The 21880-nt window shown below is 60.1% G+C and carries 23 protein-coding genes; 12 read left to right on the top strand and 11 right to left on the bottom strand.

Features of this window, described 5'->3' with window-relative positions; translation table 11 throughout:
• The first annotated feature begins 102 nt into the window (after nucleotides 1-102).
• Nucleotides 103-585 (top strand): pyridoxamine 5'-phosphate oxidase family protein, encoded by a 483-nt coding sequence (locus tag BLV41_RS05705; RefSeq protein WP_074710949.1) that lies wholly within the window; start codon nucleotides 103-105, stop codon nucleotides 583-585.
• Nucleotides 586-971: 386 nt separating this feature from the next.
• On the opposite strand, the gene BLV41_RS05695 is transcribed toward BLV41_RS05705, so the two are convergent.
• The 4 genes from BLV41_RS05695 to BLV41_RS05680 form a co-directional block, all read right to left on the bottom strand.
• Complete coding sequence (locus tag BLV41_RS05695) at nucleotides 972-1916, bottom strand: universal stress protein (RefSeq protein WP_044573225.1); 945 nt, start codon at nucleotides 1914-1916, stop codon at nucleotides 972-974.
• Between the two features lie 491 nt (nucleotides 1917-2407).
• Nucleotides 2408-2611 carry a hypothetical protein gene (locus BLV41_RS05690; RefSeq protein ID WP_074710947.1) on the bottom strand — a complete coding sequence of 68 codons (204 nt, stop codon included), beginning with the start codon at nucleotides 2609-2611 and terminating at the stop codon, nucleotides 2408-2410.
• Complete coding sequence (locus BLV41_RS23165; RefSeq protein ID WP_483073313.1) at nucleotides 2586-2852, bottom strand: P-type ATPase actuator domain-containing protein; 267 nt, start codon at nucleotides 2850-2852, stop codon at nucleotides 2586-2588. Before BLV41_RS23165 ends, BLV41_RS05690 begins: the two co-directional genes overlap by 26 nt.
• A 336-nt stretch (nucleotides 2853-3188) precedes the next feature.
• Nucleotides 3189-3698, bottom strand: coding sequence for a universal stress protein (locus BLV41_RS05680; protein WP_074710945.1), 510 nt, complete (start codon nucleotides 3696-3698; stop codon nucleotides 3189-3191).
• A 419-nt stretch (nucleotides 3699-4117) separates the two neighbouring features.
• Here BLV41_RS05680 and BLV41_RS05675 point away from each other — a divergent pair, with 419 nt between their 5' ends.
• Nucleotides 4118-4588, top strand: a complete 471-nt coding sequence (locus tag BLV41_RS05675; protein ID WP_074710944.1) for a pyridoxamine 5'-phosphate oxidase family protein — start codon at nucleotides 4118-4120, stop codon at nucleotides 4586-4588.
• A 185-nt stretch (nucleotides 4589-4773) separates the two neighbouring features.
• The gene (locus BLV41_RS05670; RefSeq protein ID WP_074710943.1) at nucleotides 4774-5835 is read left to right on the top strand and encodes a zinc-dependent alcohol dehydrogenase family protein; all 1062 of its coding nucleotides are present in this window, start codon (nucleotides 4774-4776) and stop codon (nucleotides 5833-5835) included.
• 26 nt (nucleotides 5836-5861) lie between these two features.
• On the opposite strand, the gene BLV41_RS05665 is transcribed toward BLV41_RS05670, so the two are convergent.
• Nucleotides 5862-6461: a TetR/AcrR family transcriptional regulator gene (locus BLV41_RS05665; protein WP_074710942.1), complete on the bottom strand. Its 600-nt coding sequence runs from the start codon at nucleotides 6459-6461 to the stop codon at nucleotides 5862-5864.
• 99 nt (nucleotides 6462-6560) lie between these two features.
• Between BLV41_RS05665 and BLV41_RS05660 the strand changes: the two genes are divergently transcribed.
• Entirely contained in the window at nucleotides 6561-7373 is an 813-nt protein-coding gene (locus BLV41_RS05660; protein WP_074710941.1) for an SDR family NAD(P)-dependent oxidoreductase, read from the top strand.
• Nucleotides 7374-8105: 732 nt separating this feature from the next.
• On the opposite strand, the gene BLV41_RS05650 is transcribed toward BLV41_RS05660, so the two are convergent.
• Complete coding sequence (locus BLV41_RS05650) at nucleotides 8106-9749, bottom strand: sensor histidine kinase (protein WP_074710939.1); 1644 nt, start codon at nucleotides 9747-9749, stop codon at nucleotides 8106-8108.
• A 677-nt stretch (nucleotides 9750-10426) separates the two neighbouring features.
• Complete coding sequence (locus tag BLV41_RS05645) at nucleotides 10427-10732, bottom strand: YegP family protein (RefSeq protein ID WP_074710938.1); 306 nt, start codon at nucleotides 10730-10732, stop codon at nucleotides 10427-10429.
• Between the two features lie 267 nt (nucleotides 10733-10999).
• On the opposite strand from BLV41_RS05645, the gene BLV41_RS05640 reads away from it, so the two are divergent.
• Together BLV41_RS05640 and BLV41_RS23005 are read left to right on the top strand one after the other, a co-directional pair.
• On the top strand, nucleotides 11000-11203 hold the full coding sequence (locus BLV41_RS05640; protein ID WP_244516990.1) for a hypothetical protein: 204 nt from the start codon (nucleotides 11000-11002) through the stop codon (nucleotides 11201-11203).
• On the top strand, nucleotides 11200-11382 hold the full coding sequence (locus tag BLV41_RS23005; RefSeq protein ID WP_074710937.1) for a type II toxin-antitoxin system YoeB family toxin: 183 nt from the start codon (nucleotides 11200-11202) through the stop codon (nucleotides 11380-11382). The genes BLV41_RS05640 and BLV41_RS23005 overlap by 4 nt, the downstream gene beginning before the upstream one ends.
• Before the next feature lie 356 nt (nucleotides 11383-11738).
• Here BLV41_RS23005 and BLV41_RS22405 read toward each other — a convergent pair whose 3' ends face one another.
• From BLV41_RS22405 to BLV41_RS05625, 3 genes are all read right to left on the bottom strand, one after another.
• Nucleotides 11739-11873, bottom strand: coding sequence for a recombinase family protein (locus BLV41_RS22405; RefSeq protein ID WP_244516989.1), 135 nt, complete (start codon nucleotides 11871-11873; stop codon nucleotides 11739-11741).
• Nucleotides 11874-12302: 429 nt separating this feature from the next.
• Nucleotides 12303-13580: an FAD-dependent oxidoreductase gene (locus BLV41_RS05630; RefSeq protein ID WP_074710936.1), complete on the bottom strand. Its 1278-nt coding sequence runs from the start codon at nucleotides 13578-13580 to the stop codon at nucleotides 12303-12305.
• Nucleotides 13573-14883, bottom strand: coding sequence for an MFS transporter (locus BLV41_RS05625; protein ID WP_083360614.1), 1311 nt, complete (start codon nucleotides 14881-14883; stop codon nucleotides 13573-13575). Before BLV41_RS05625 ends, BLV41_RS05630 begins: the two co-directional genes overlap by 8 nt.
• Before the next feature lie 78 nt (nucleotides 14884-14961).
• On the opposite strand from BLV41_RS05625, the gene BLV41_RS05620 reads away from it, so the two are divergent.
• The 5 genes from BLV41_RS05620 (at nucleotide 14962) to BLV41_RS05600 (ending at nucleotide 20174) form a co-directional block, all read left to right on the top strand.
• Nucleotides 14962-15729, top strand: coding sequence for an IclR family transcriptional regulator (locus BLV41_RS05620; RefSeq protein ID WP_170835431.1), 768 nt, complete (start codon nucleotides 14962-14964; stop codon nucleotides 15727-15729).
• A 172-nt stretch (nucleotides 15730-15901) separates the two neighbouring features.
• Nucleotides 15902-17035 (top strand): cupin domain-containing protein, encoded by a 1134-nt coding sequence (locus BLV41_RS05615; RefSeq protein WP_074710935.1) that lies wholly within the window; start codon nucleotides 15902-15904, stop codon nucleotides 17033-17035.
• Nucleotides 17032-17865: a fumarylacetoacetate hydrolase family protein gene (locus BLV41_RS05610; RefSeq protein ID WP_074710934.1), complete on the top strand. Its 834-nt coding sequence runs from the start codon at nucleotides 17032-17034 to the stop codon at nucleotides 17863-17865. Before BLV41_RS05615 ends, BLV41_RS05610 begins: the two co-directional genes overlap by 4 nt.
• A complete protein-coding gene (locus tag BLV41_RS05605; protein ID WP_074710933.1) occupies nucleotides 17865-18584 on the top strand; it encodes a maleylpyruvate isomerase family mycothiol-dependent enzyme in 720 nt (239 codons plus the stop codon). The genes BLV41_RS05610 and BLV41_RS05605 overlap by 1 nt, the downstream gene beginning before the upstream one ends.
• Before the next feature lie 978 nt (nucleotides 18585-19562).
• On the top strand, nucleotides 19563-20174 hold the full coding sequence (locus BLV41_RS05600; protein WP_074710932.1) for a GrpB family protein: 612 nt from the start codon (nucleotides 19563-19565) through the stop codon (nucleotides 20172-20174).
• A 22-nt stretch (nucleotides 20175-20196) separates the two neighbouring features.
• Here BLV41_RS05600 and BLV41_RS05595 read toward each other — a convergent pair whose 3' ends face one another.
• The gene (locus tag BLV41_RS05595) at nucleotides 20197-20571 is read right to left on the bottom strand and encodes a winged helix-turn-helix transcriptional regulator (protein WP_074710931.1); all 375 of its coding nucleotides are present in this window, start codon (nucleotides 20569-20571) and stop codon (nucleotides 20197-20199) included.
• A gap of 102 nt (nucleotides 20572-20673) precedes the next feature.
• On the opposite strand from BLV41_RS05595, the gene BLV41_RS05590 reads away from it, so the two are divergent.
• Complete coding sequence (locus tag BLV41_RS05590) at nucleotides 20674-21552, top strand: SDR family oxidoreductase (protein WP_074713123.1); 879 nt, start codon at nucleotides 20674-20676, stop codon at nucleotides 21550-21552.
• Nucleotides 21553-21880: the final 328 nt, after the last annotated feature.

The following is a 21880-nucleotide window of genomic DNA, read 5'->3' as shown; positions in this document are numbered from 1 at the left end:
CCTGAAGTCCCCATACGGGAGCATTGGTAGGGCTGTCCAGGCACAGGAGCTGGGGACTTTAGACTCTACGATCCCAGAATCATTGGCCCTAGAGTCGATTTCATGACTACTAATACGCCGCCGTCAGGGACCACACCGGAGATTGAGTCACTGTCCAAGGACCAATGCTGGGAAATGCTGCGTGAACAGGTCATTGGGCGCCTGGCAGTTGTGGACGATGATCACCCCGACATTTTTCCCATCAACTATGCAGTGGACGACGGCTCCCTGGTCTTTCGGACTGCCGCCGGCACCAAACTCTACGGTTCAACGAACAACACGCCCGTTGCCTTTGAAATTGATGGCTACAACCCCTCAACTGAGCAGGCGTGGAGTGTGGTGCTGCGGGGCACGGTCCTTGCGATCAGGGCTGGCGCCGCGCTTGCCGAGGCGGAAAGCCTAACACTGGAACCATGGCAGGGCGGCCTCAAGAACCACCTGATGCGGATCCTGCCCCTGAACCTCAGCGGCCGGCGATTCAAGGTCACAAGGCCTGACATTTGGCACACACCTTTGTCCGATGCACGGCGCGCTTCCTTCGAATAGCACCTAGCCAGAATAGATTGGCCAGCCTACTTGGTGACCAGCGTGACTACCCGGAAGAAGCCGGAATCGGCCCGATAATCTCCGTGCCTGCGTTTACTTTCATGATGGCCCCAAGAAAGTGCGCGCTGGACTCGTCACAGAGTGATCCCACGACCTTCGTGGGGACCAACAGGCATGGATTTATGGGATCCACAAAAGTCCGCGAGACGAGCACAACAACGTCCTTGGGCAGGCCCCCGTGCCCCAATGCATCCTGAATCCTGAATCCTGAATCCTGAACAATCATCCCCCCGGCTTTCGGCAACCAGGTCCCACGCAGGGCAGTGGGAAGCCTGCGAACTGTCATTGCCAGCCTCCATCGCCGCCAGCCAAGCCAAGGCTCATGCTTAGAATCCCCCTGGGGAAATCTGCACGGGCGCAAGCGTGTGCAGGCCTGCGCGGTGGCCCTTGTAGCGTTCACCCACAACGGCGGCTTCTTCCTGTTGGGTCAGGACAAGGGGGCACGGGACATGCAAAAGCAACTCCCGGGTGACGGAGCCCATGGCGGCGTGGTGCACGGCTCCACTGCCGCGGCTTCCCACCACGAGCATGGCGGCACCTTTCCCTGCCTCGATCAGCACCCGCGCCGCCGCATCGTGCTGCTCGAATCGATCGAAAACTGTGAGGTGTGTGTGCCGGGCACGCACAGCGGCCACAACAGCTTCCAGGATCATGCGCCCCTGGGTTCCAATCTGCCGGGTTTTCACTGATCCGTCGGCACTGGAATGTACCCACCTTGCCGGGGACTGTGAGACACAAACGACGGTGAGGTCCTGCCGGGTCCGTACAGCCTCCGCGGCGGCAAAATACGCGGCGGCCATGGACTCGGGGGAACCATCAATACCAACCACGACGCCGGCACTCACGGAGTTCTCGGGTTCTGGGATGACTGCCACGGGGCATCGCCCGATCATGGCAAGTTGGAAATTTAGCGTGCCGAATCTCTCACCCTGAACATCGGCCGTTCTGTCTGTCCCGACCACCACCATGACGGATCGAGCGGAAAGTTCAGCCAACACTCGGGCCGGCTCACCAAACTGGAGGCTGCTGCGCACCTCCACGGCCGGGACCAACCCGCGCACCCTGTTGGCTTCACTATCCAGCATTCCTTGGAGGCCAGCCCGGAAAGTCTGGTAGTCAACGCCTTCCGGCGAGACCAGGTAGTCCGGCACGGAGTGGACCAGCAGGAGGGGCCGCCCTTGTTGTTGGGCCCGGTGCGCTGCCCATTCGAGGGCAGCGCGACTGGCGGGGGAACCATCCACCCCCACCATTATCTGAGGTTCAAAGACCATTGGTCATCGACCTTTCTACGTTTATGCAAGTTCATGGCGTGTCATTGGAGATGAACTATGCCCTTGAAGAATTGCGGTGCTGCCTCCAACGCTAGGGCCCGCCGCGTGATGGGTGGAGAGTCGAAAGACCCTAATTCACCTCTGTCGATTGCTCGTGGCGGGCTTGCCATGGTGAGACGAGAGGGTCCGGAACACTGAAGCGAGCGGCCCGGCGGCGATCATGGCGCTCGGTTCCGCGGTGGCGAACCTCTGGGACCTGTTGGCGGGGCCGGGAGAAAACCCACCCCCTTGGCGCCCTCAACTGGACCAAATACACCGCAGTCATGGCCAAGAGAAGCAAGGAGAACGAGACGGCGTGTGGGGCGGCTGCGCAAGAACTTGACGCGGCGGGTTCTGGTGGCGATGGATTCAATAAACCATCCGAGCCCCCGCGCAAACCCACAAACTGCCGTGAGGCCACAGCAACAACACGCGCTCCGGCGTCGTACTGTTCATCCACGATCAACTGCGCCCGAGGAGGGCAGAAGCTCCGGCAGCGTGTGAGCGATGAAGACCAGTGTTGCCAGGACAACAGCCACCTGCAAGAGGAGGAACGAGAACGGCTTGAAGTCGTTGTGGAATTGCGTTTGCGGCGGGCGCTCCCCCAAGCCCAGCGCAGTCTTGCCGAGCTCAGCACGACCGCCGGTGGTGGCCACGACTCCTGAGTAGCTGCCGGGCTGCACCACGGTCCCCAGTAGGGAGACAGCAATACATCTCTCCCAGGGGACCACCCCCAATGGTTTGTGCAGCGACTTTATCCGCCAGCAGGCACTGTCCCCGTACGATGCTCTCATCACGCAAGTGGTCCTGTGCATCGGGCAATGTGATGTCCGCAGGAATGATGGCACCCACCCCCAAGCGAACCATGTTGCCGGGCACTAAATTCACGACGTCGATTTGGCAGGAGTTCCTTCCCTGGGGGCCAGAACCGTATGCGTAACGCGTGAACGAAGGGCCTCGGCAGCACGTTCGGCGCGAAATTCATTGCTGAACCCCAAACCGACAATCACCAACAAAATCACAGCAACGACAACCGAATTTGTGGTAGCCCCAAAGAACAAGGACAGCCCTGCTGTGACGAACAAAAAGATCCATATGGGAATGTAAAGTTACGTTCCCAGCGCCGCCTCGTCACTGCCAAGGCATCGTTTCGTGGACCCAAGATCGAGCAGAACGTGCTCAACGCTGAGGTGGACTTCTGCTGTGATGGAGCGTTGTGATGGCTTCGCCGCCTCAGCTGTTGCCGACGGGATCATGGCCATCCTCATGGCCCACACCCACCATTGCCGGCACCTTCAATGCATCCCTCTCACCATGAACCACCAGGACTGGACAGCCTGCGTGTTCGGCGCAGGCCGAACTGACCGAGCCCAGCAGCATCCCTGCGAATCCGCCGTGTCCACGGGAGCCAACAATGAGCATCTGTGCGGACTTGCTCTGCTCCATCAACACTTTGGCCGGCGTGCCGCGAATACACACCCCGCGGAATCCCTCGGGCTGGTTGCCTCCAAAAGCCTCCTGCACGGCATCCTTGAGAATCTGGCGCGCCCCCTCGTCCGGGTCCCAATCAGGGACGATGTACGAGCCAAAAACTGTTTCCATGTGCCAGGCGGTAACGGCTGTGATGGTTGCATCCAGTGCGTGCGCCAGTGTTTGCGCCCATTTTAGACCCAGCACGGACTCAGGTGATCCGTCCACACCGACCACGATGCGCGAACCCTCGTGGACTGTCTTTTCTTCCATTGCTTGATCCATCTTTCTTACGCATTCGCTTTTCTCAGAGTCTCTCCAGCTCAATGATCGACTCCGGCGAAGGTTGCTGCACAGGGTCAAAAGTCCCTAACCGTCGAGTCTGGATGGCACCACACTTGAGCTCCGTAGCCGGTGTTCGGCTGCCGCCTCCAGCACCCACCCCTGGCGTCCTTGGCCAGGGGTGGTCCCAAGTCGTTGCGACATAGGACTGTGGACAACAGTTGACGTTCTTGGAGCAGCCGCGGCAGCTCAGCAGACGAAAGGCAACAATGCCCCATGATCGAGGACTATGGGATGGCAAGCGCCTCCACCGGCGACCCCACGATCGGCCCTGCCCGTTCAGTGGAACCCTTGTAGTTGGGCCTTTGGACCCTAGTTTCACCTGCTTGCGTCTCCGTAGAATCGCTCAGATGAGAGAACATACAGTGGCACCCCAAGCAGACATCCTGACGGCCGAGCAATGCTGGAAGCTCTTAGGAGAGACGTCGGTCGGCCGCCTCGCCGTGAACGTAAACGGTCGCCCCGATGTATTCCCGGTCAACTACGAAATCGACGGAGAATCACTCATCTTCCGGACAGGTTATGGCACAAAGCTGCACGCGATCGATGAAGACGCGAATGTCGCCGTGGAAGCGGATGCTATTAGCGCCGAATTTGGAATAGCCTGGAGCGTGGTCATCAAGGGACGCGCTGAACATGCCTCACCAGAAAGCCTCGAGTTGAACTCCACCGTTCGCGGCTTGTTTCCTTGGCAGGGCGTCGGAAAAACCCACCTGATCCGTATTGTTCCGGAAACCGTGACGGGCCGACGCATTACCTTGGATGCCTCCATGACTTGGAATGTTCCTCTGGCCGCCGCAATCCGTGCCGGACTGGAATAGCGGCCCTCCCCGCACTGGCTACCCGTCCCCGTCGCTATGGTTCACCCGGCAGTGCCGCCCTGCGCAGGACGCAAGGTTCCGGGTGACTAGTCCCGCGAATGCAGGCCCCATGGCCCTAACCGTCGCGTGCACCCCAATCCGAACCGCTGGTGACCGCGTATCCCCTCCTTTCGAAAGGACGCACCATGAAAGCATTGGTTTATCAGGGCCCCGGAGTCAAACAGTGGATGGAAGTTCCGATGCCGCAAGTGCTGAATTCTGGTGACGTCATTGTCCGCATAGACACCACAACCATTTGCGGAACGGATCTGCACATTCTCAAGGGAGACGTTCCTGCCGTCCAAGTTGGCCGGATTTTGGGCCATGAAGGTGTGGGCACCATTTCGGAAACCGGCACAGGCGTCAAGGATTTCGCGGTCGGTGACCGCGTCATTATCTCCTGCATCAAGTCATGCGGACACTGTGTCAATTGCCGCACCAGCTTGCCTTCACACTGTCTCGGAGCAGAGGGTGCGCCCGGGATCGGTTGGATTTTTGGCCACCTGATTGACGGGACGCAGGCAGAATACGTGCGCGTGCCGTACGCAGACAACTCCCTGCACAAACTGCCCGACGGCGTGACAGACGTCCAGGCGGTCATGCTCTCCGACATTCTGCCCACGGGGTTCGAAATCGGCGTGCTGTCTGGCCAGGTTAAACCTGGGGATGTGGTGGCGGTTATCGGTGCCGGTCCGGTGGGTCTTGCAGCGATGATGACAGCCGGGCTATGTGGGGCGGCGACGGTCATTGCCATTGATGTTGACCACGGGCGGTTGGAGCAGGCCAAGGCATTTGGTGCCACAGACACTGTCGTGTCGGGCGCATCGAACTGGAAGGAACAGGTTCTTGCACTGACCGATGGCGCCGGAGTGGATGTCGCCATTGAGGCCGTTGGTGTACCCGAGACATTTGAGATGGCCCTGGACGCCGTTCGCCCCGGTGGCCATGTAGCCAACGTTGGCGTCCATGGCAAAGCGGTCGAACTGCATCTGGAGGAGCTGTGGATTCGTAACATCTCCATCACCATGGGCTTGGTCAATGCAAATACGACGCCCATGCTGCTCAAGTTGGTTGCCTCAAACAAGATCCCGGCTGAACGGTTCGCCACGCATTTTTTCCCTCTTGACCAGATGATGGAAGCCTACGAAACATTTTCAAATGCAGCCACAACCAAGGCCCTAAAAGTAGTCATATCACGGGTCGACTGAGCCCAACGTCACGCCAGCGGGGCTGGTCATGGTTGGAGGCCGTTCCAGAAAAGCTCACTCGCGGTCGCGACTAGATCCTCTGCCGGCACTTCGTCAAGGAGGCCTCCAGAGGTGAGTGTCGCGACACCGTGGAAGGTCGCGAAGGCGACGAGTGCTATGCGCTGCGGGTCTCCGGGGCCGATCGCGCCGATCTCCTGAGCCGCCACGACGACGCGCATCGTCAGTTCCATCGAGGCGTGTCCTGCGGCAAGGAGCTCAGTGCGGGCGCTGGGTGCGTGCTTCAGACTGAACATGAGCGACAAGAGCGTGGGCTGGGCGAGAGCGAACCCAACATAGCTGCGCGCCAGGTCATCGAATCGTCGTCGAGCTTCCTCCGACGTGGTCGCCGCACCACTGGTTGCCTCGTCGAGAGATGCGGCCAGACGGTTGAAACCATCTTCCGCAAGGGCATCCAGGAGCGCCTGCTTGTCGCGGAAGTGCCGACTCGGAGCAGCATGGCTGACACCGGCATCGCGGGCTAACTGCCGCAGCGAGAGCGCTTCAACACCATTGGTCTCGATGCTGGCCGCAGCCGCTTCCAACAGGGTGCGGCGGAGATCGCCGTGATGATAAGAGTCAATGCGCACCTGCTGATCCTACCTCGATGTTGACATTGACAACAAGGACGAGTCCCTACAGAATGATGTCACTGACAACATTGCCTGCTTCGACCAAAGGAGTCCACTATGAAACTAGACCTCAGCGAGGGAACCACACTGATCACCGGCGCGAGTTCAGGTCTCGGTGCCGAATTTGCCCGGCGGTTCGCAGCGCGCGGATCGAACCTGGTGCTCGTCGCCCGACGAGCCGAACGACTTGAGGAACTCGCATCGGAACTGCGTGCCGCAACGAACGTGCACATCGAGGTACTTCCAGCCGACCTCGGAATTAGTGGTGCCGCGGTCGCCTTGCGCAACGAACTGGAACACCGCAAAATCCGTATCACCTCACTGATCAACAATGCCGGCTTCGCGAGCCACGGTGCGTTCGACCAGGCCGACCCGGAACGCATGGCCGGTGAGATGCAGCTAAACGTGGGCGCCGTCGTCGAGCTCTCCCGAGCCTTCATGCCCCAGTTGCTTCAGGGCCGTGGCGCGCTCATCATGGTAGCGAGCACCGCGGCCTATCAACCGACGCCCGGCATGGCTGTCTACGGAGCAACCAAGGCATTCGTGCTGAGTTTCACCGAGGCACTCTGGGCCGAGGCCCGGGGCACAGGGCTTCGCGTGCTCGCTGTGAGCCCAGGCTCGACAAAAACGGAGTTCTTCGATGTCGTCGGCACTGATGAGGCATCCGTCGGAAAACAACAGACACCCACACAAGTGATCGAAACAGCGATCCGGGAGCTCGACAAGGCAAACGGCCGCCCGAGCATCGTCTCAGGCCGGCTCAACCACGTCACCGCTCTGAGCAGTCGCTTGCTCTCTCGCCGAGCATTGGCGCGGACGAGTGCCCGCGTCCTAGGCGACGTCCGCCTCGCCGCGCCAGAGGCCATCTGACTGAGCCAAACAAAGCCGGATCCGCCCGCTGCGGTGAACAAACCGCGCGGAACTAACGTTGAAGTCCATTACCGCAGCTCGGCTCCTTTGGGTCTACCCGGAGCTATTTGACTCCTTGCCCCAGCGAGGTGGCGCTCATGGAAGGGTGTTGAGCACGCCTGCTGCCTACGGCACGGAGATCGTGAACTGAAGAATCGCAATGGCATGCTCGAGCAAGAATGTGGTGTGTCGGGGCGGGCGGCCGCTTATCTTGCTCGGGATGTTAACGCCCAATGAACTATCCGCTGGTCACGGACCAAGACGGTCTGGGAATCCCTGTGACGGAGTGGAACTGGGATGATGTGCACGTGATCAATGCTGCGTTGTATGTCCGTGCTGTCGATCCTGCATTCGGGTACAAGTTCATCGCCGATGAACTCACTGAACGGCACCACAATCTTGGGCCTGGAGCACCTGTTCGACGTGTGATTCGGCGCAGATCTGCCGTGCTCGCAACGGGTCCACCAAGGAGGGGCGGGGATCGCTGAGCTCATAGCGGGCGTGGCCCTCGTGGTGGATGGCGTGGCAATTGATGCCGTCTCGCTCCAATGACTGATGTGACGGGCATTTTGCGGAGAAGACCGCCCATTGTGAACTCTTGCAATCATCCTTGAAAGTGACGTTGAAGTAACCACCACGATCTCGGCACACTGGGGTCTCAGGCTACCAATTGTGGGCCATCAATGCTTGCGCCTATGAAGAAGCCCTGGACGTGGGTTGGGTGCGGGGCACGGCCCAGGCCAGGGAAGTACCCTGTCCCAACACGCTGTCGATGCTGCAAGACCCGCCCAAGGCTGTGGCGCGGTGTTTCATGTTGGCCAGACCGCTCATGCGGTCGGGGTTGGCAAATCCGTCGCCGTTATCGGTAATTTCCAGTGTCACCATTGTGTGGTCCACTTTGACGCTCACACCCACGGCAACGGCGTCGGAATGCCTGACCACATTGCTGAGCCCTTCGGTTACCACGGCTATCAAACTTTCGGCCACAGCCACGGAGATCACGCCGTCGAGGGGTCCAACCAGCTCGATGCGGGGTTTGAAGCTGGCGTCGAGGGTCAGCAGGCTAATGGTGGAAAGGACACGGCGGCTGAGCGGTTCCAGGAGCTTTTGTGGATGGTGGAGGGAATAGATGGTTTCGCGGAGTTCGCGAATCGATTCGTCCAGCTCCCTGGTGATCGAGGTGACACGCCGAAGCGAAGGCTCATCGGTGATGACTTGGCGGAGACTTTGCAGGCTCAGTCCGGCCGCGAAGATCCTCTGGATGACCCGGTCGTGCAGGTCCCGGGCAATCCTGTCCCGGTCTTCGGAGACTAATAGGGATTCCCTCTCCCGGCGGTTGTGGACCATTTCAACAGCCAGGGCAACTCGTGAGCTGAAGAGAATACTGGTTTCCGCATCCTCCTGTGAATAGACAACCGCCCCCGCGGGGCGTGCGAGGATGAGCAGACCTGGGCCTAAATCTGCCAGATCCAGGCCCACCACCAGGGCGGGTCCAAGCTGGGCCGTGACTCCGGGGCCGAATACCTCAGCGGCGGTGCGCACGGCACTTGTGACCCCCGTGGTGAGGACCTTGGTGAGGAGTGGTTGAAGAGTTATTTCCTGCCCAGCCGTGAACGTGCCGGCACCGGCTGTGGTGTGGCAGATGAGGCGTTGTCGATCCGGGGTGATCAAGGCGACGATCGCCAAGGCCGAATCGGCGGCTGCCAGCGCGTGCCCGGCGATGACCGCGAGAATTTGTTCGTTGCTGTCGTCCTTGCCAGCCAGTATTCGTTCGTTGGCTTCGACCCCGGCTTCAAGCCATTGGCGGCGGCGGGCGGTGGCCTCAAAAAGGCGGGCGCTTTCAATTGCCACGCCGGCAGCTGCAGCCAGGGCTGTACACAGGGCCTCGTCCTCGGCACTGAATTCGCCGCCGTCGACCTTCTCTGTCAGATACAGGCTCCCGAGGACAGTCTCACGAACCCGGAGGGGTATGCTCAGGAAAGTCTTCACGGACGGGTGGTGTGCAGGGACAGCGATCAAGTCTCCGAATACCCCCTGGGCGGTGGGCAGGTCCTCGATACCCCCAATTTGCTCCGGGTCGAATTCGGTGGTGATGAAATGGCTTAGGGATTCCTCACCATCCATGCCGCCCAACGCACCGTATCGTGCCCCCACCAATTCACATGCAGAGCAGACGATTCGGTCAAGGACCGCGTCCAAGCCGCTATCCTCCGCCATGGAAACGACGGCGGACAGCAGCACCTGGACATGGTCTTGGGTGGTAAGCAGCTCCTCGGCCGTGGAGAGAAACTCTTCACGGAGGGCCTCAACACGATTCCTCAGAACCTCACGCCACATGGGAAACGACCGCCTGGCGTTCAAGAAGCAGCCCTATAGCCGCTCTGGACGAGCAAACGAGCAGGCCTGGACTGGAAGGAAGAGAGCTAATGATGGTCAGCATGGCTGCGCCCTAACTGAGGTGTTCCCACAAGGATGGACTCGGCCCAGATTCGACCTCATGTCCTCACCGTACCCCTATAGTGGTCGGTCAACCCCGAGGCTCGGCGATTATGTGTCTCCTGTGCGACAGCCGCATCGAAAGTTTCGGTGCAAACAACGGCATGGGGAAGGCGGTTCTGCACAAGGAATTACTGAAAAGCCCGCGTCCATCCTCGTCGGAACAGCCCAGCCATTCGGCGAGCGCACATGGCGGTGACTCCCAACTGAGAAATCGAGAGGCAGTCCCCAACATTGCACTACGCCGGCGCAAACAGCGGATTCAGGCGGCCGCCGCAACGCGGACGGGTCGATACTGCCCGTCCCACTGCGACGTCGGCAGGGGCCTTTTCCTGCCCTGACACCGCATCCTGTGTACCGGCGATTGTGGTGGACTTTCTAAGAAAAAGGGCAAGGCACGGACACCCACCGAGGTTCGGACGCGACCGCTGCCAAGGGGCGTGGTCCAGTTTCTTGGAACCGGGATGGCAGCGGACACGCGGGCCGGTGCCGGCCTCGCTGTCCTACAACGTCCCCGTCTAGGGCTGAAATGGTTCACCGGCGGGATGATCTCTGGCCGGGTTGCAGAACTCCTCGCCCAAGTGACCCGCCCGGACGGGGAGGCTTGGCGCCACCGGTCCAAGCCCTCGCGTTTGGTCCGTGTTGTTTGTTAGGACCTTGATGTGGGCCATGGCGGCATCCTCCCGGGCGGCATGGACCGCCATCAAGGTCTCCCTCTTGGTGTCGTAGGGCCCTGAGAGCAGTAAGGTTCTACCCTCCGCGCAGGCCAGCCGGAACCGGTATCGCTCGTCGGCGTAAAGAATTATCTCGAATTGTGCAGCCATGGCATTCCCCCCAAAAATGCCAGTATTGCACCCCCACCGAGTCCGTCACAGGGTCTTAAGACCCTAAGGAACCCAGGAACAGGAACACTCAAGGCGGAGTGAGAAGAGTTGCTCGGGATCTTGATCAACTTTTTGTGTTTGGCCCAACTGTCAGGGGTGGTGATATTTCTGTGAACCATCCGGACAAAGTGGAACCACATTTGGTACATGTAGGAGGAAATTGTGGCTATAACAGCGACGGAAGCTCGACGCGACCTGTTTGGTCTCATGGAGCGCGTCAATCTCGACCACACTGACGTTGAGATCGCGTCTAAGCGCAGCTCAGCGGAACTGATGTCCAAGGGTGAACACGACTCGTCGGTGGAAACAGCTACCTTCTGCGCTCCCCAAAGAACGCGATCGGTCTGCTGCCAGCCCTGGAATCGGCCCGCGGGGGTCAGGTTACCTGAGTATGGGCTCATAGAGCCTTGAATGGCCGCGTTCTCGCTTGGACAGCCGAGGGTTGGGCAGATTATCTGTACTGGCAGCCTCAGAAAGGCAAGAACCTAAAGCGCATCAACACTCTCATCGAGGACATCCTTCAGGATGATCCCTTCGACGGCATCGCAAAGTTAATCGGGTTGTCTACAACGCGAACGTTCACTGCGTGACATCCCTGCAAGCCCGCCATCACCACTTGCGCCTTAGCCTACGCTTTCGGAGTATGGGACCACTGTGCAGGAAAGCAGCGCCAGGGAAAAACCTCCACGCAACGATTGTTGGCGTGCGTTATGTACGCGAACAATCAATGAGACAGCTTGGCCGCTCCAACGGAGACTTCAGGTTTCATTTTCAGAAGTCGAGTGCACAAAATGTCAGAAGTTCATTGCACAGAGCATCAGGGACGGTCGCGACTAGTGCCCCGCAGCTGCCCTTGGGCTTGACAACCTTCATTCCTTCGCGCGCAGGCCGATTATGTCTGCCTCGAGCCCTGAGATCATGGCCACTACGTTGAACCGTAGTTCGCCTACTGGGTCGGCGGGTCATCCGCAATTTCATGGGCATCCTGGACAGAACGGGTCAGGCGGTCCAGCTTGACGACGCCCAAGGCATCCCCCGCCCGACATGCGGCCGGGGCTTCGCGGAGCCCTGCCTGCCGCATGTCTGATACAGGCAGGACGAGCACCTTTGCTTCCGTGAATTTCTAGCAAGTCCGTCATACGTGCACGCAGTCAGGCACATGGAAACAGCCTTGCGCTCGCGGTCGCGCCATATGAGTGCTGTAACCGGCGTGACGAGGAAATGACGGCATCAGAAACTAAGTCGGCAACCATGAAACCTCATGGTGCCGATAGGCATCGCCGTGCCGAGGGGACGCCCCTCGACACGGCTTCAGGACGAAGACTACATTTCGCATGCACCTGCCACGGCTGTTCCCGAAGACCTCCAGCCTCCGGACTGGCTGTTCAATGAGTGCATGTGTCCAGGCAGGACAACCCTTCAAGCAATGGATTGCAACCCTCGGACGATTAGAAGGTTCGCATGAGAACGTGCCCGCACCGGCATCGGGGCGGGCACTTCGTTAGCTCATTTAGTTGGCCAGAGCCTTTGCGCCCTTGGACTCAACGGCCGGAACGCCATCACCTTCCTGGCCGTACAGCCAGTCGTTGTACTGGTAGTTGCCATCGCCGCGGCTCTTGAACAACAGGTTTCGCAGCGTGCGAGCCAAGCCGGAGACGTGCCATGACTCTCCCCAGACGCGAGCGGTGCGCTGGACGCGGGCCGTGCGACCGGCGCGTGATTCGTTGAAGTCATTGAAGGCGCCTTCCCATGCCCTGGCGTCGATACCTGTATCGGTGAAGACGGTCCCCTGCGTGACTTCCTGCAAAACGGCAGCATCTTCGAGCGCCTGGCACGCACCCTGGGCAAGGTACTGGAGCATGGGGTGGGCGGCGTCGCCAATCAAAGTCATGCGGCCGCTGACCCAGTTCTCGATGGGGTTCTTGTCGTACATGGGCCAACGGATGCCGGTTGCCAGATTGTTCAGGGCTTCCTGAACAGCCGGAATACAGTCTTTGTAGGCCTCTTCCAGCTCGTCAACGCCACCGTACTGCTCCTCGCCACGCTCAAACGACGGCGACTTGAAAACGGCAACGGTGTTCAGCAGCTCACCCTTGCGCAGCGGGTACTGGACCAGGTGGCAGTTCGGGCCAAGGTAGACAATGACGTCTTCCAAGTCAGCCTTCGGGGTGGCGTCCGTGATGGGCACCGTGCCGCGGTAGGCAACATACGACGACGGAACCGGAACATCCTCGGAAACAGCCTTGCGCAGGGTGGACTTCAAACCATCCGCGGCCAGAACGGCGTCGGCCTCATAAACGTCGCCGTTGGCGGCAAAGGCGCGGGCTTTGTCATCTTCGGTCTCGACCTTTTCAACGAAGACGCCGTTGAGCAGCGTCACTCCGGACTCTTGGCAGGCTTCCAGCAGGATTCGGTGAAGGTCGCTGCGGTGGATCACCACGTAAGGAGCACCGTAGCGTTCTGTAAATTCTTCCCCCAGCGACTGGCGGGTGAGCTCTTCGCCGGTGACGGCGTCGCGGAACACCAAGTGCTTGGGCTGCACACCGATTTCCAAGGCCTTTTCCAGCAAGCCCCAGCGCTTCAAAACACGCGAGGCGTTAGGGGCCATCTGCAGTCCGGCACCCACTTCGCCGAACGCCGGCGCATTCTCCACGAGTGTGACAGTGGCGCCATTTTCCCGCAGGGCGAGAGCACCCGCCAGACCGGCTATGCCGCCACCAATCACCAGAACGTCCTGTGCCGGGGTGGTATTGATCGTCTCAGTGGTGGAACTAGATGAGTTAGACATGGCTGCTTCCTACGTTTGTTGATGAATTCGATGATGAGGTAGATGAGGTAGTGACTTTGGCCCGGACAGAGATGACCCACAGCAGGATCGCTGCAATGGCTGCAGCCCCTGCAAAAGCCAGGAAATTGGAGTTCACGCCAAGTCCGGCTGCTAGCAGGAATCCTCCCGCCTGGGGGGCTGCCACTGCACCAATGCGTCCGACGCCGAGCGCCCAACCAAGTGCCGTGCCGCGCAAGTGGCTTGGGTAACGGGTGGCGACGGCGGCGATGATCAGGCACTGCGTGCCGTGGGTGCCCACGCCGGCCAGGACCAACATGGCGTAGACAAGGAATACGGGTGGACCGGTCATGATGACGGCCAAGGCTGCTGCGGCTACAGCTGCTGCGACGATTCCGGTTCGGATGGGACCAAATCGACCACCAGCCCACGCCGTGATGATGGAACCAGCCACGGCGCCCAGGTTCAGGGCGATGGCAAAGGTCAGAGCCGAACCGAGGTTGTACCCCGCCATCTGCATGAGATTGGGCAACCAGGTGCCCAGCCCGTACCACGCAAACAAGGTGGCAACGGTGGCCAACGCGAACAAGACACTGGCACCCAGATAAGGAGCCTTCAGCAAGGCGCCGAAGCCGCCGCGCTCACCCGTCAACCGGGGAGCAGCAGTCTTGGGCAGGTATTTGAATCCCAAGGGAACAACGATGACCAGGGCCAAGCCGGCGACCAAGAACATCACTGGCCAGCCGAAGAGTGGGATCAACGGGATGCCAACAACTGCCGCCAACGTACCGCCAATGGGGACGCCGGACATCATCAAGGTGGCAATGGCGGAACGCCACTTCTCGGGCACCAATTCGGCCACGAGTGCGTTGGCCGACGGCACAAGTCCGCCCAATCCAATGCCAGCGAGTAGCCGGAGTGCGCCAAAAACGTAGGCATTGGGAGCAAAGGCACATGCAGCGCTCAGAACCGAGAAAGCAATGGCGCACGCCAGGATGGTTCGTCTGCGTCCTAGGGCATCAGCGAGTCGGCCGGCAACAATAGCGCCAATCATCATGCCCGCAAACGCCAGGGAACCGACGGTGCCGGCGGTTGCCTTGGTCAGGCCCCAACCGGTGTCGTTGATCAGCGAGGACTGGACGGTGCCATAGACAATCAGGTCGTATCCATCAAAGACCACTAGCAGCCAGCAAACCAGAACGGCCATCAGTGATGCACGCGGGAACTTGGCCGGCCGCGCTGCTGGCCTGGTTCGTCTCACACCGGCGGTTTTGCCGGCCGTGACGGGGTTGTTTGTGTAATCCATCTCATAAGGGTGGCCCACTTCACATCCGGGAGGCAATATAATTCTATTGTGCAGAATAACGAGTTTCAAAAAAAGCCCATGTACCCAATCGAGGCCGTGGACAACGCCCTGCTCCTGTTGCAGCTCCTGCGCGACGGTGGCAAGCTGCGGCTCAAGGATGCCGCTGCCGAGCTGGGGGTGGCCCCGTCCACGGCGCACCGACTGCTGGCGATGCTTGTCTACCGCGGATTCGCGGTCCAGGACGAGCACAAGAACTACGTTCCTGGAGTGGCCATTGGCGTGGGTCCTGCAGGTCTTGGCTGGACAAGGCAGCTGAGACAACTGGCCCAACCCCACATGGAGCTGCTCTCCAGCCAACTCAATGAGACGGTCAACCTCATGGTGCGAGTGGGCACCAAGGTCAGATTTCTCAGCACAGCTGAAGGAAGCAACGCACTTCGTGTTGGCGACAGGCAGGGCAGCGTCATGCCAGCCCACAAGGCGTCCGGCGGCAAGGCCATCCTTGCCGAACTGGATCCGGGCATGGTGCACAAGCTCTTTTCCAGCAGCAGTGCCGAGATCGGCGGAGACCACATTAACGAAGCGGACTTCCCGGCCTTCACGCGCGAACTAGAGGCCATACGCCGCAATGGTTTTGCCGCCAACTTCGAAGGCACCGAGGAAGGCATCAGCGCCTTGGGCATGGCACTGCACAACGGTGCCGGGGACGTGATTGGCGCCATCAGCGTTGCCACGCCCATCGCCCGCTTCCGCCCGCTCTTTGATGCCGGACTGGTGCAGCACTTATCCGCGGCCAGGCGCCAGCTAGAGCTGGACATTGCCGCCAACCCCGCCAACCGCGACTAACTGAAGGTCAACTGGGACGAATCGGCTCCGCGAAGCCTGGCCGATGGCAGTAAAGCCCTGTAGAAAGATTCTGGCAGACAGAATAAGTTTGATGCATTGGCCCGCCCCACCTACTGTTGTGACGAGAGCAACATTCTTGTCCATCAACACAGATCAAAGCAGGAGGCCAGAAGTGTCTATCAATGCCGATGACATCACGCATGAGTCAGTTGCGGCCGGGCAGGGCGTGCCCGAGGCGACGCCTGAAGAGGTGGCCGCGTTGGAGGTGCTGTACCAGGACTTTGAGTCCGAGAACCTGATCCCGTTGTGGACGCAGATCGCTGATCTGATGCCGATGGTACCGACGCCTAAAGCTGTCCCGCATGTCTGGCGTTGGAACACATTGCTTCCCCTAGCTGAACGATCCGGTGATTTGGTGCCGGTTGGTCGTGGCGGGGAACGCCGCGCGATTGCGTTGGCGAACCCGGGTCTGGGCGGCAAACCCTACGTCACCCCAACATTGTGGGCCGCGATCCAGTACCTCGGCGGTCACGAAACAGCGCCCGAGCACCGCCACTCCCAAAACGCCTTCCGCTTCGTCGTTGAAGGCGAAGGTGTTTGGACTGTTGTTAACGGCGACCCCGTACGCATGTCCCGCGGCGACTTCCTCCTGACCCCGGGTTGGAATTTCCACGGCCACCACAACGAAACAGATCAGCCCATGGCCTGGATCGACGGCCTGGATATCCCATTCGTGCACTACACCGACACAGCGTTCTTTGAATTCGGCACCGAGCGCGTCACGGATGAATCCACCCCTGACATTTCCCGCTCCGAACGCCTCTGGGCCAACCCGGGCCTGCGGCCCCTCTCGGGCCTGCAGAACACGATCTCCTCCCCCATCGCCGCCTACCGCTGGGAACACACCGATAGGGCCCTGACCGAACAACTCTTGCTGGAGGATGAGGGCCACCCGGCCACCGTTTCCCAGGGTCATGCGGCGGTACGCTTCGTGAACCCGACCACCGGTGGGGATGTCATGTCTACGATCCGGGCCCAGTTCCACCGCCTACGTGCCGGAGCTTCCACCGACACCGTCCGGGAAGTCGGCTCGAGCGTTTACCAGGTCTTCGAAGGACGCGGCTCGATCATCATCAACGGCGAAACGAACCTTCTGGAAAAGGGCGACCTCATCGTTGTCCCGTCCTGGGCTGCCTGGTCAATCCACGCTGAAACCGAATTTGATCTGTTCCAGTTCGGTGACCACCCCATCATTGAACGCCTTAACCTCAACCGCAGCTACACCGAAGGACGCGCCACCTCATGAAACTACTCACCCTCCGCACCCCCAACGGCACCACACCCACCCAGGCCGTCCGTCAAGACGGCGAGACCCTGACCGAGATTGATGGTTACGCCTCCGTGGGTGAATTGCTGAAGAACCCGGAATGGAAGGCTGTTGCGGCAGCCGCTACCGGCGCTACCCACGCCTACGACGGTGCCGATCTGGCCGCTGTTGTGCCTGCTCCGGGCAAGATCATCTGCGTGGGCCACAACTACCGCAACCACATCAAGGAAATGGGCCGCGAAGTACCCCAGTACCCGACCTTGTTCGCCAAGTACGCCGAATCCCTCATCGGCCCCAACGACGACCTGGCCCTGCCGGCCGAGTCAGAGTCCGTGGATTGGGAAGCAGAGCTCGCCGTGATCATCGGCAAGCCCGGTCGCCGGATCTCCGAAGCAGACGCGGGCGATCACATTGCCGGTTACGCCGTGCTCAACGATGTCTCCATGCGCGACTACCAGTTCCGCACCATTCAGTGGCTCCAGGGTAAGACCTGGGAGAACAGCACTCCGTTCGGCCCCGCCTTGGTCACCACCGATGAATTCACCGCGGGCCCGCTCATGACCAGCGCGGTGGATGGGGAAATCATGCAGTCGACCCCGACAGGCGATGTGGTCTTCACCCCGGAATTCCTGGTTCATTACATCTCCACCATCATCACCCTGAACCCGGGCGACGTTATCGCGACCGGCACCCCCGGCGGGGTCGGACATGCCCGCGATCCCCAGCGCTACCTCGCCGAGGGCCAGATCCTTCTCACCACCATCGAGGGCCTGGGCACGCTCACTAACAAGGTAGTCAAGGAAGTCTGATGGTTGCCCGCCATGATTTGACCACCGATCCGGGCCTGCAGGAAGCGCTCCTGCAGGCCCGGCGCGGTACGGCGTTCTTCGCCCGTAAACTCAATGAGCTTTCCGATGAGCAGCTCGACGGCGATTCACTCCTGCCCGGCTGGAGCCGCCGCCACATCGCCGCGCACATCGGCTACAACGCCCGCGCGATCGCCCGCCTCATCGAATGGGCGGCCACAGGGGTGGAGACTCCCATGTATTCCTCACCCACCGCGAGGAACCAGGAAATCGACTTCGGTGCGACTCTCTCCCCTATCGCGTTACGTAATCTGACCGATCACACCGCCGTGCACCTGAGCGTGGAATGGCGCGACCTCCCCGATAACAAGTGGTCCAATCAGGTCAAGACCGCCCAAGGACGCACCGTTCCGGCATCGGAAACGGTCTGGATGCGCACCCGCGAAGTCTGGCTCCACGCCGTCGACCTCAACAACGGCGCCACCGTCTCAGACATCCCCGCACCCATCCTGCAACGGCTCCTGACCGACATCACCGGCGCCTGGAAAACCCGCGGCACCGACACCGGACTCATCATCGAAATCGAGGGCACCGGAACCCGCTACGGTGACACCACCAACCCCGACGCCGTCATCGTCACCGGACCACTGACAACAATCACAGCCTGGGCCACCGGCCGCGACACCATCACCAACACACCCACAGCACCCACCTGGATCTAACACCCAACCGAACAAGAACACACCAGCAACAAAAAATGGTCGGACTCCCCAAGCCCCACCACCACATTGTTAAAACCCGGACACTGGCGGACTCCAGGCAAAAACAACACAAACCACCCCGCTAGACGAGCGAATTAGGGCGTCCTTGGGTTGAGCGTGCCGTTTTTAATGTGCCGATGAGGACCGGGCTGCCCGACTTCAGGTGAATCTTGGTGCTTCTTTTTATCGGGGCCTCTAAAGCCGGCATGCATTGCGTCAGACGTTGTCCGACAGAGCCTGTCAGCCGAAGCGACACTTTCAAGGTCGCCGGTGAATCCCTTTTCAATTGGGGCCGCTACAGTCATGACTGATACAGGAACGGCTGCCTTTCGCACTAGCATCTGGCGACCGAACCGGGCAACCGACCCCAAACGTAGTCAAGGGCCTTGCGCACCATGAACAGGGTGAAGGGGAAATGTCGCGGCCTAGCCACGAACGAGCCGCCAGAGACAAGCAGCAGAATCGGTATTGAAGTTCCTAAACGCCGCATGACAAAACCCTTCAGGGGAACAAACCGGTAAGGCCTTGGTTCGGAAGTCCTATCCATCTCCCGGTGGTGAACCCTCAAATCAGTGGACAGAGTTGTACCAACCGGTGACTGACCAACCAGTCCACGGTCATGCTTCGCACAGAACCCAGGACATGAGAGCAACTCCTCATCGTCGACGGCAACGTGAGGTTAACGCCCATACACCGAGCCAATAGGTGCACACCGTCAGAAACGACGGGAACCGTAGTAGGCCAACGCGCCCGTGCACCATAGACGGTGCACTCACCCGACAAGCCACCGAACGGGTCAAACCGACATCCTCTGATCTGCCAAATCATACGTTCAGGCCAGCACATGGTTCCGCTGGTGAAGGACCGGCCTACTGGGCGCTTTCCACCAGAAGAGTGTTGCACAGCTCGGAAGCGGTCAGGATCAGTCAGAATTGGTCCATGCCGCACCCCAACGACATCGTAACGTTTCACGAACCGCCTGTTCCCGAAGGGCAATCCCCCTATGTTCCTGGCGCCGGACCATCACTGAATTTTGACATAGTCGATTGGAATGATGCATGGGCCGGGCAATTCGAATTGCTCGCCAAGGAGATCGAGGATGCTCTGGGCTGGCGCGCGCTAGTCATCGAGCATGTTGGATCGACGTCCGTTCCAGGCCTCCCCGCCAAACCGATTATCGACATTGACCTGATCGTCGCCGACCCAAACGATGAGGCGTTGTACGTTCCGGCACTTGAACGTGCCGGTTTCGAACTACGGGTTCGCGAACCTTGGTGGTTTGGACATCGTGTCCTGCGCCACTCGGAGCCGGCTTGCCATCTGCACGTCTTTGGCTATGACAGTCCCGAAGTAATCAAGCATCGAATCTTTCGCGACTGGCTTCGCGCCAATCCTTTCGATCGCGTTCTCTACGCAAATACAAAACGTGAGGCGGCAGCTTTGTCACGGGCCGCCGGCGAACATTCCATGCAGTACAACGCCCGCAAGGAACTCGTCATCAAAGAGATCTACCGTAAAGCGTTCATCGCCACAGGCCTACTCAAGGCCTAGGAACCACCAGAAGTGGTGCGGGTCATTGACCGTTGACGATTTCCTCGGCATGCAGGTTGATCCAGTCCATTAACGGGATGAGGAGCGCAACGAGGTCATGACCGCGGCTAGTCAGGCTGTAGTCGACCCGGGGTGGAATTACCGGTTGGGCGTCTCTATGGATGAACCCGTCGCCTTCGAGCGTTTTGAGAGTTTGGGCGAGCATCTTTTCGCTGATGCCCTCGGTTCGACGGCGTAATTCACTCCAGCGCTGCGGGCCCTGGGCCAAGGCCACAAGGATGAGCACACCCCATTTGCTTGAGACATGATCGAGCACCGTCCTACTCGGACAGGCGGCCGGAAAGATGCCGTCGCGGACAAGGGCGGGCGGCGGGGATGGACTCGTACTTACTTTCATGTATGCACCTTACCTTTAAGTGCGTACTCTCCTTTCGGAAGAAATGCCGAACACATGATGTTGGCACAGGTGAAAGACACCCACCAACGAACGGATTCCCTCATGACCATCGTCATTACCGGCGCAACCGGCCAACTTGGCCGCCTCGTCGTCGAAGCACTCCTTGAACAGAACGTTCCTGCAGGACAGCTCGTGGCCACAGGCCGGGATCTGGCCAAGATTGAAGACCTTGCGGACCGTGGTGTCCAGGTTCGCTCGATCGACTACAACGACCCCGCATCCCTGCGCGAGGCGTTTTCCGGCGCCAAAAAGGTACTGCTGGTCTCCGGCAGCGAAGTGGGCCAGCGGCTCCCGCAGCACCTCAACGTCATCGCCGCCGCCAAGGAGGCCAGCGTAGACCTGATTGCCTATACCAGCATCGCCAATGCTGACACGACTGGCATGGCGCTGGCCGCAGAACACCAGGCCACAGAAGTTGCCCTGCGCGAGTCCGGCCTGCCCTTCGTTCTCCTGCGTAACGGCTGGTATCTGGAGAACTACACCGAGCAACTTGGCAACTTCCTCCATCACGGCGCCGTGCTTGGCAGCGCCGGTGAAGGCCGGGTCAGCGCCGCAAGCCGGGCAGACTATGCACACGCTGCGGCAGCGGTACTACTCGGCGACGACCAGGCAGGGAAGATCTACGAGCTCGGCGGCGATGCCGCCTTCACACTTGCTGAGCTCGCCGAGTCAGTCAGTGCGGCCACCGGCCAACATGTCGCTTACCAACAACTGCCGGCTGAAGACTACACACAGGTTTTAGTCGGGGCAGGAGTCCCCGAGCAATTTGCGCAGATCCTGGCTGACAGCGACCTGGGCATCGCCCGTGGCGACTTGCTCGTCACCGGCGGTGAGCTGCAGACCCTGATCGGGCGCCCCTCAACACCGCTATCCATCGCCGTACGGGCAGCGGCCGAGGCACACTCAGCCGCAACAGCCTAGCCGGGAAACTGTACTATCCCGTTCCGGGAGAAAACTGGATAGTTCAATGTTCAGCTCCGACCAGCACAGGCGATTCAGATGGCGGTGGCGTCGGGAGACCATCGATCGCTCGCGGGGCGGCTATTGTCAGTCTCACACCCCGGGAATTTCTAACAGATGAGCCGTGAAGTGTGCTACTGATGCGAGAAAGCTACCGAAAGGAGTGCTCTCACACCAGTAGTACACCTCAGCGTTACCACCGCTCATGGGTAGACCCATCCCTCGTCCCAACACGCAGCTCCCCACATAAGCGGTAGCTGTTAGGTGTTGCGACGAGGCGTTCTTGTCT

The sequence above is a fragment of the Arthrobacter alpinus genome, from assembly GCF_900105965.1.
Taxonomy (GTDB): Bacteria; Actinomycetota; Actinomycetes; order Actinomycetales; family Micrococcaceae; genus Specibacter; species Specibacter alpinus.
This window is presented reverse-complemented; position numbering and strand designations above follow the sequence as displayed.

What these genes read in the sequence shown, in the direction of transcription:
- BLV41_RS05670 (WP_074710943.1), top strand. Translation starts at nt 4,774, where the DNA reads ATGAAAGCATTGGTTTATCAGGGCCCCGGAGTCAAACAGTGGATGGAA.
- BLV41_RS05600 (WP_074710932.1), top strand. Translation starts at nt 19,563, where the DNA reads ATGCCGCACCCCAACGACATCGTAACGTTTCACGAACCGCCTGTTCCC.
- BLV41_RS05620 (WP_170835431.1), top strand. Translation starts at nt 14,962, where the DNA reads ATGTACCCAATCGAGGCCGTGGACAACGCCCTGCTCCTGTTGCAGCTC.
- BLV41_RS05625 (WP_083360614.1), bottom strand. Translation starts at nt 14,883, where the DNA reads ATGGATTACACAAACAACCCCGTCACGGCCGGCAAAACCGCCGGTGTG.
- BLV41_RS05705 (WP_074710949.1), top strand. Translation starts at nt 103, where the DNA reads ATGACTACTAATACGCCGCCGTCAGGGACCACACCGGAGATTGAGTCA.
- BLV41_RS05640 (WP_244516990.1), top strand. Translation starts at nt 11,000, where the DNA reads ATGGAGCGCGTCAATCTCGACCACACTGACGTTGAGATCGCGTCTAAG.
- BLV41_RS05610 (WP_074710934.1), top strand. Translation starts at nt 17,032, where the DNA reads ATGAAACTACTCACCCTCCGCACCCCCAACGGCACCACACCCACCCAG.
- BLV41_RS05645 (WP_074710938.1), bottom strand. Translation starts at nt 10,732, where the DNA reads ATGGCTGCACAATTCGAGATAATTCTTTACGCCGACGAGCGATACCGG.
- BLV41_RS05605 (WP_074710933.1), top strand. Translation starts at nt 17,865, where the DNA reads ATGGTTGCCCGCCATGATTTGACCACCGATCCGGGCCTGCAGGAAGCG.
- BLV41_RS05590 (WP_074713123.1), top strand. Translation starts at nt 20,674, where the DNA reads ATGACCATCGTCATTACCGGCGCAACCGGCCAACTTGGCCGCCTCGTC.
- BLV41_RS05660 (WP_074710941.1), top strand. Translation starts at nt 6,561, where the DNA reads ATGAAACTAGACCTCAGCGAGGGAACCACACTGATCACCGGCGCGAGT.
- BLV41_RS05675 (WP_074710944.1), top strand. Translation starts at nt 4,118, where the DNA reads ATGAGAGAACATACAGTGGCACCCCAAGCAGACATCCTGACGGCCGAG.
- BLV41_RS05695 (WP_044573225.1), bottom strand. Translation starts at nt 1,916, where the DNA reads ATGGTCTTTGAACCTCAGATAATGGTGGGGGTGGATGGTTCCCCCGCC.
- BLV41_RS05630 (WP_074710936.1), bottom strand. Translation starts at nt 13,580, where the DNA reads ATGTCTAACTCATCTAGTTCCACCACTGAGACGATCAATACCACCCCG.
- BLV41_RS05680 (WP_074710945.1), bottom strand. Translation starts at nt 3,698, where the DNA reads ATGGAAGAAAAGACAGTCCACGAGGGTTCGCGCATCGTGGTCGGTGTG.
- BLV41_RS05650 (WP_074710939.1), bottom strand. Translation starts at nt 9,749, where the DNA reads ATGTGGCGTGAGGTTCTGAGGAATCGTGTTGAGGCCCTCCGTGAAGAG.
- BLV41_RS05595 (WP_074710931.1), bottom strand. Translation starts at nt 20,571, where the DNA reads ATGAAAGTAAGTACGAGTCCATCCCCGCCGCCCGCCCTTGTCCGCGAC.
- BLV41_RS22405 (WP_244516989.1), bottom strand. Translation starts at nt 11,873, where the DNA reads ATGCGGCAGGCAGGGCTCCGCGAAGCCCCGGCCGCATGTCGGGCGGGG.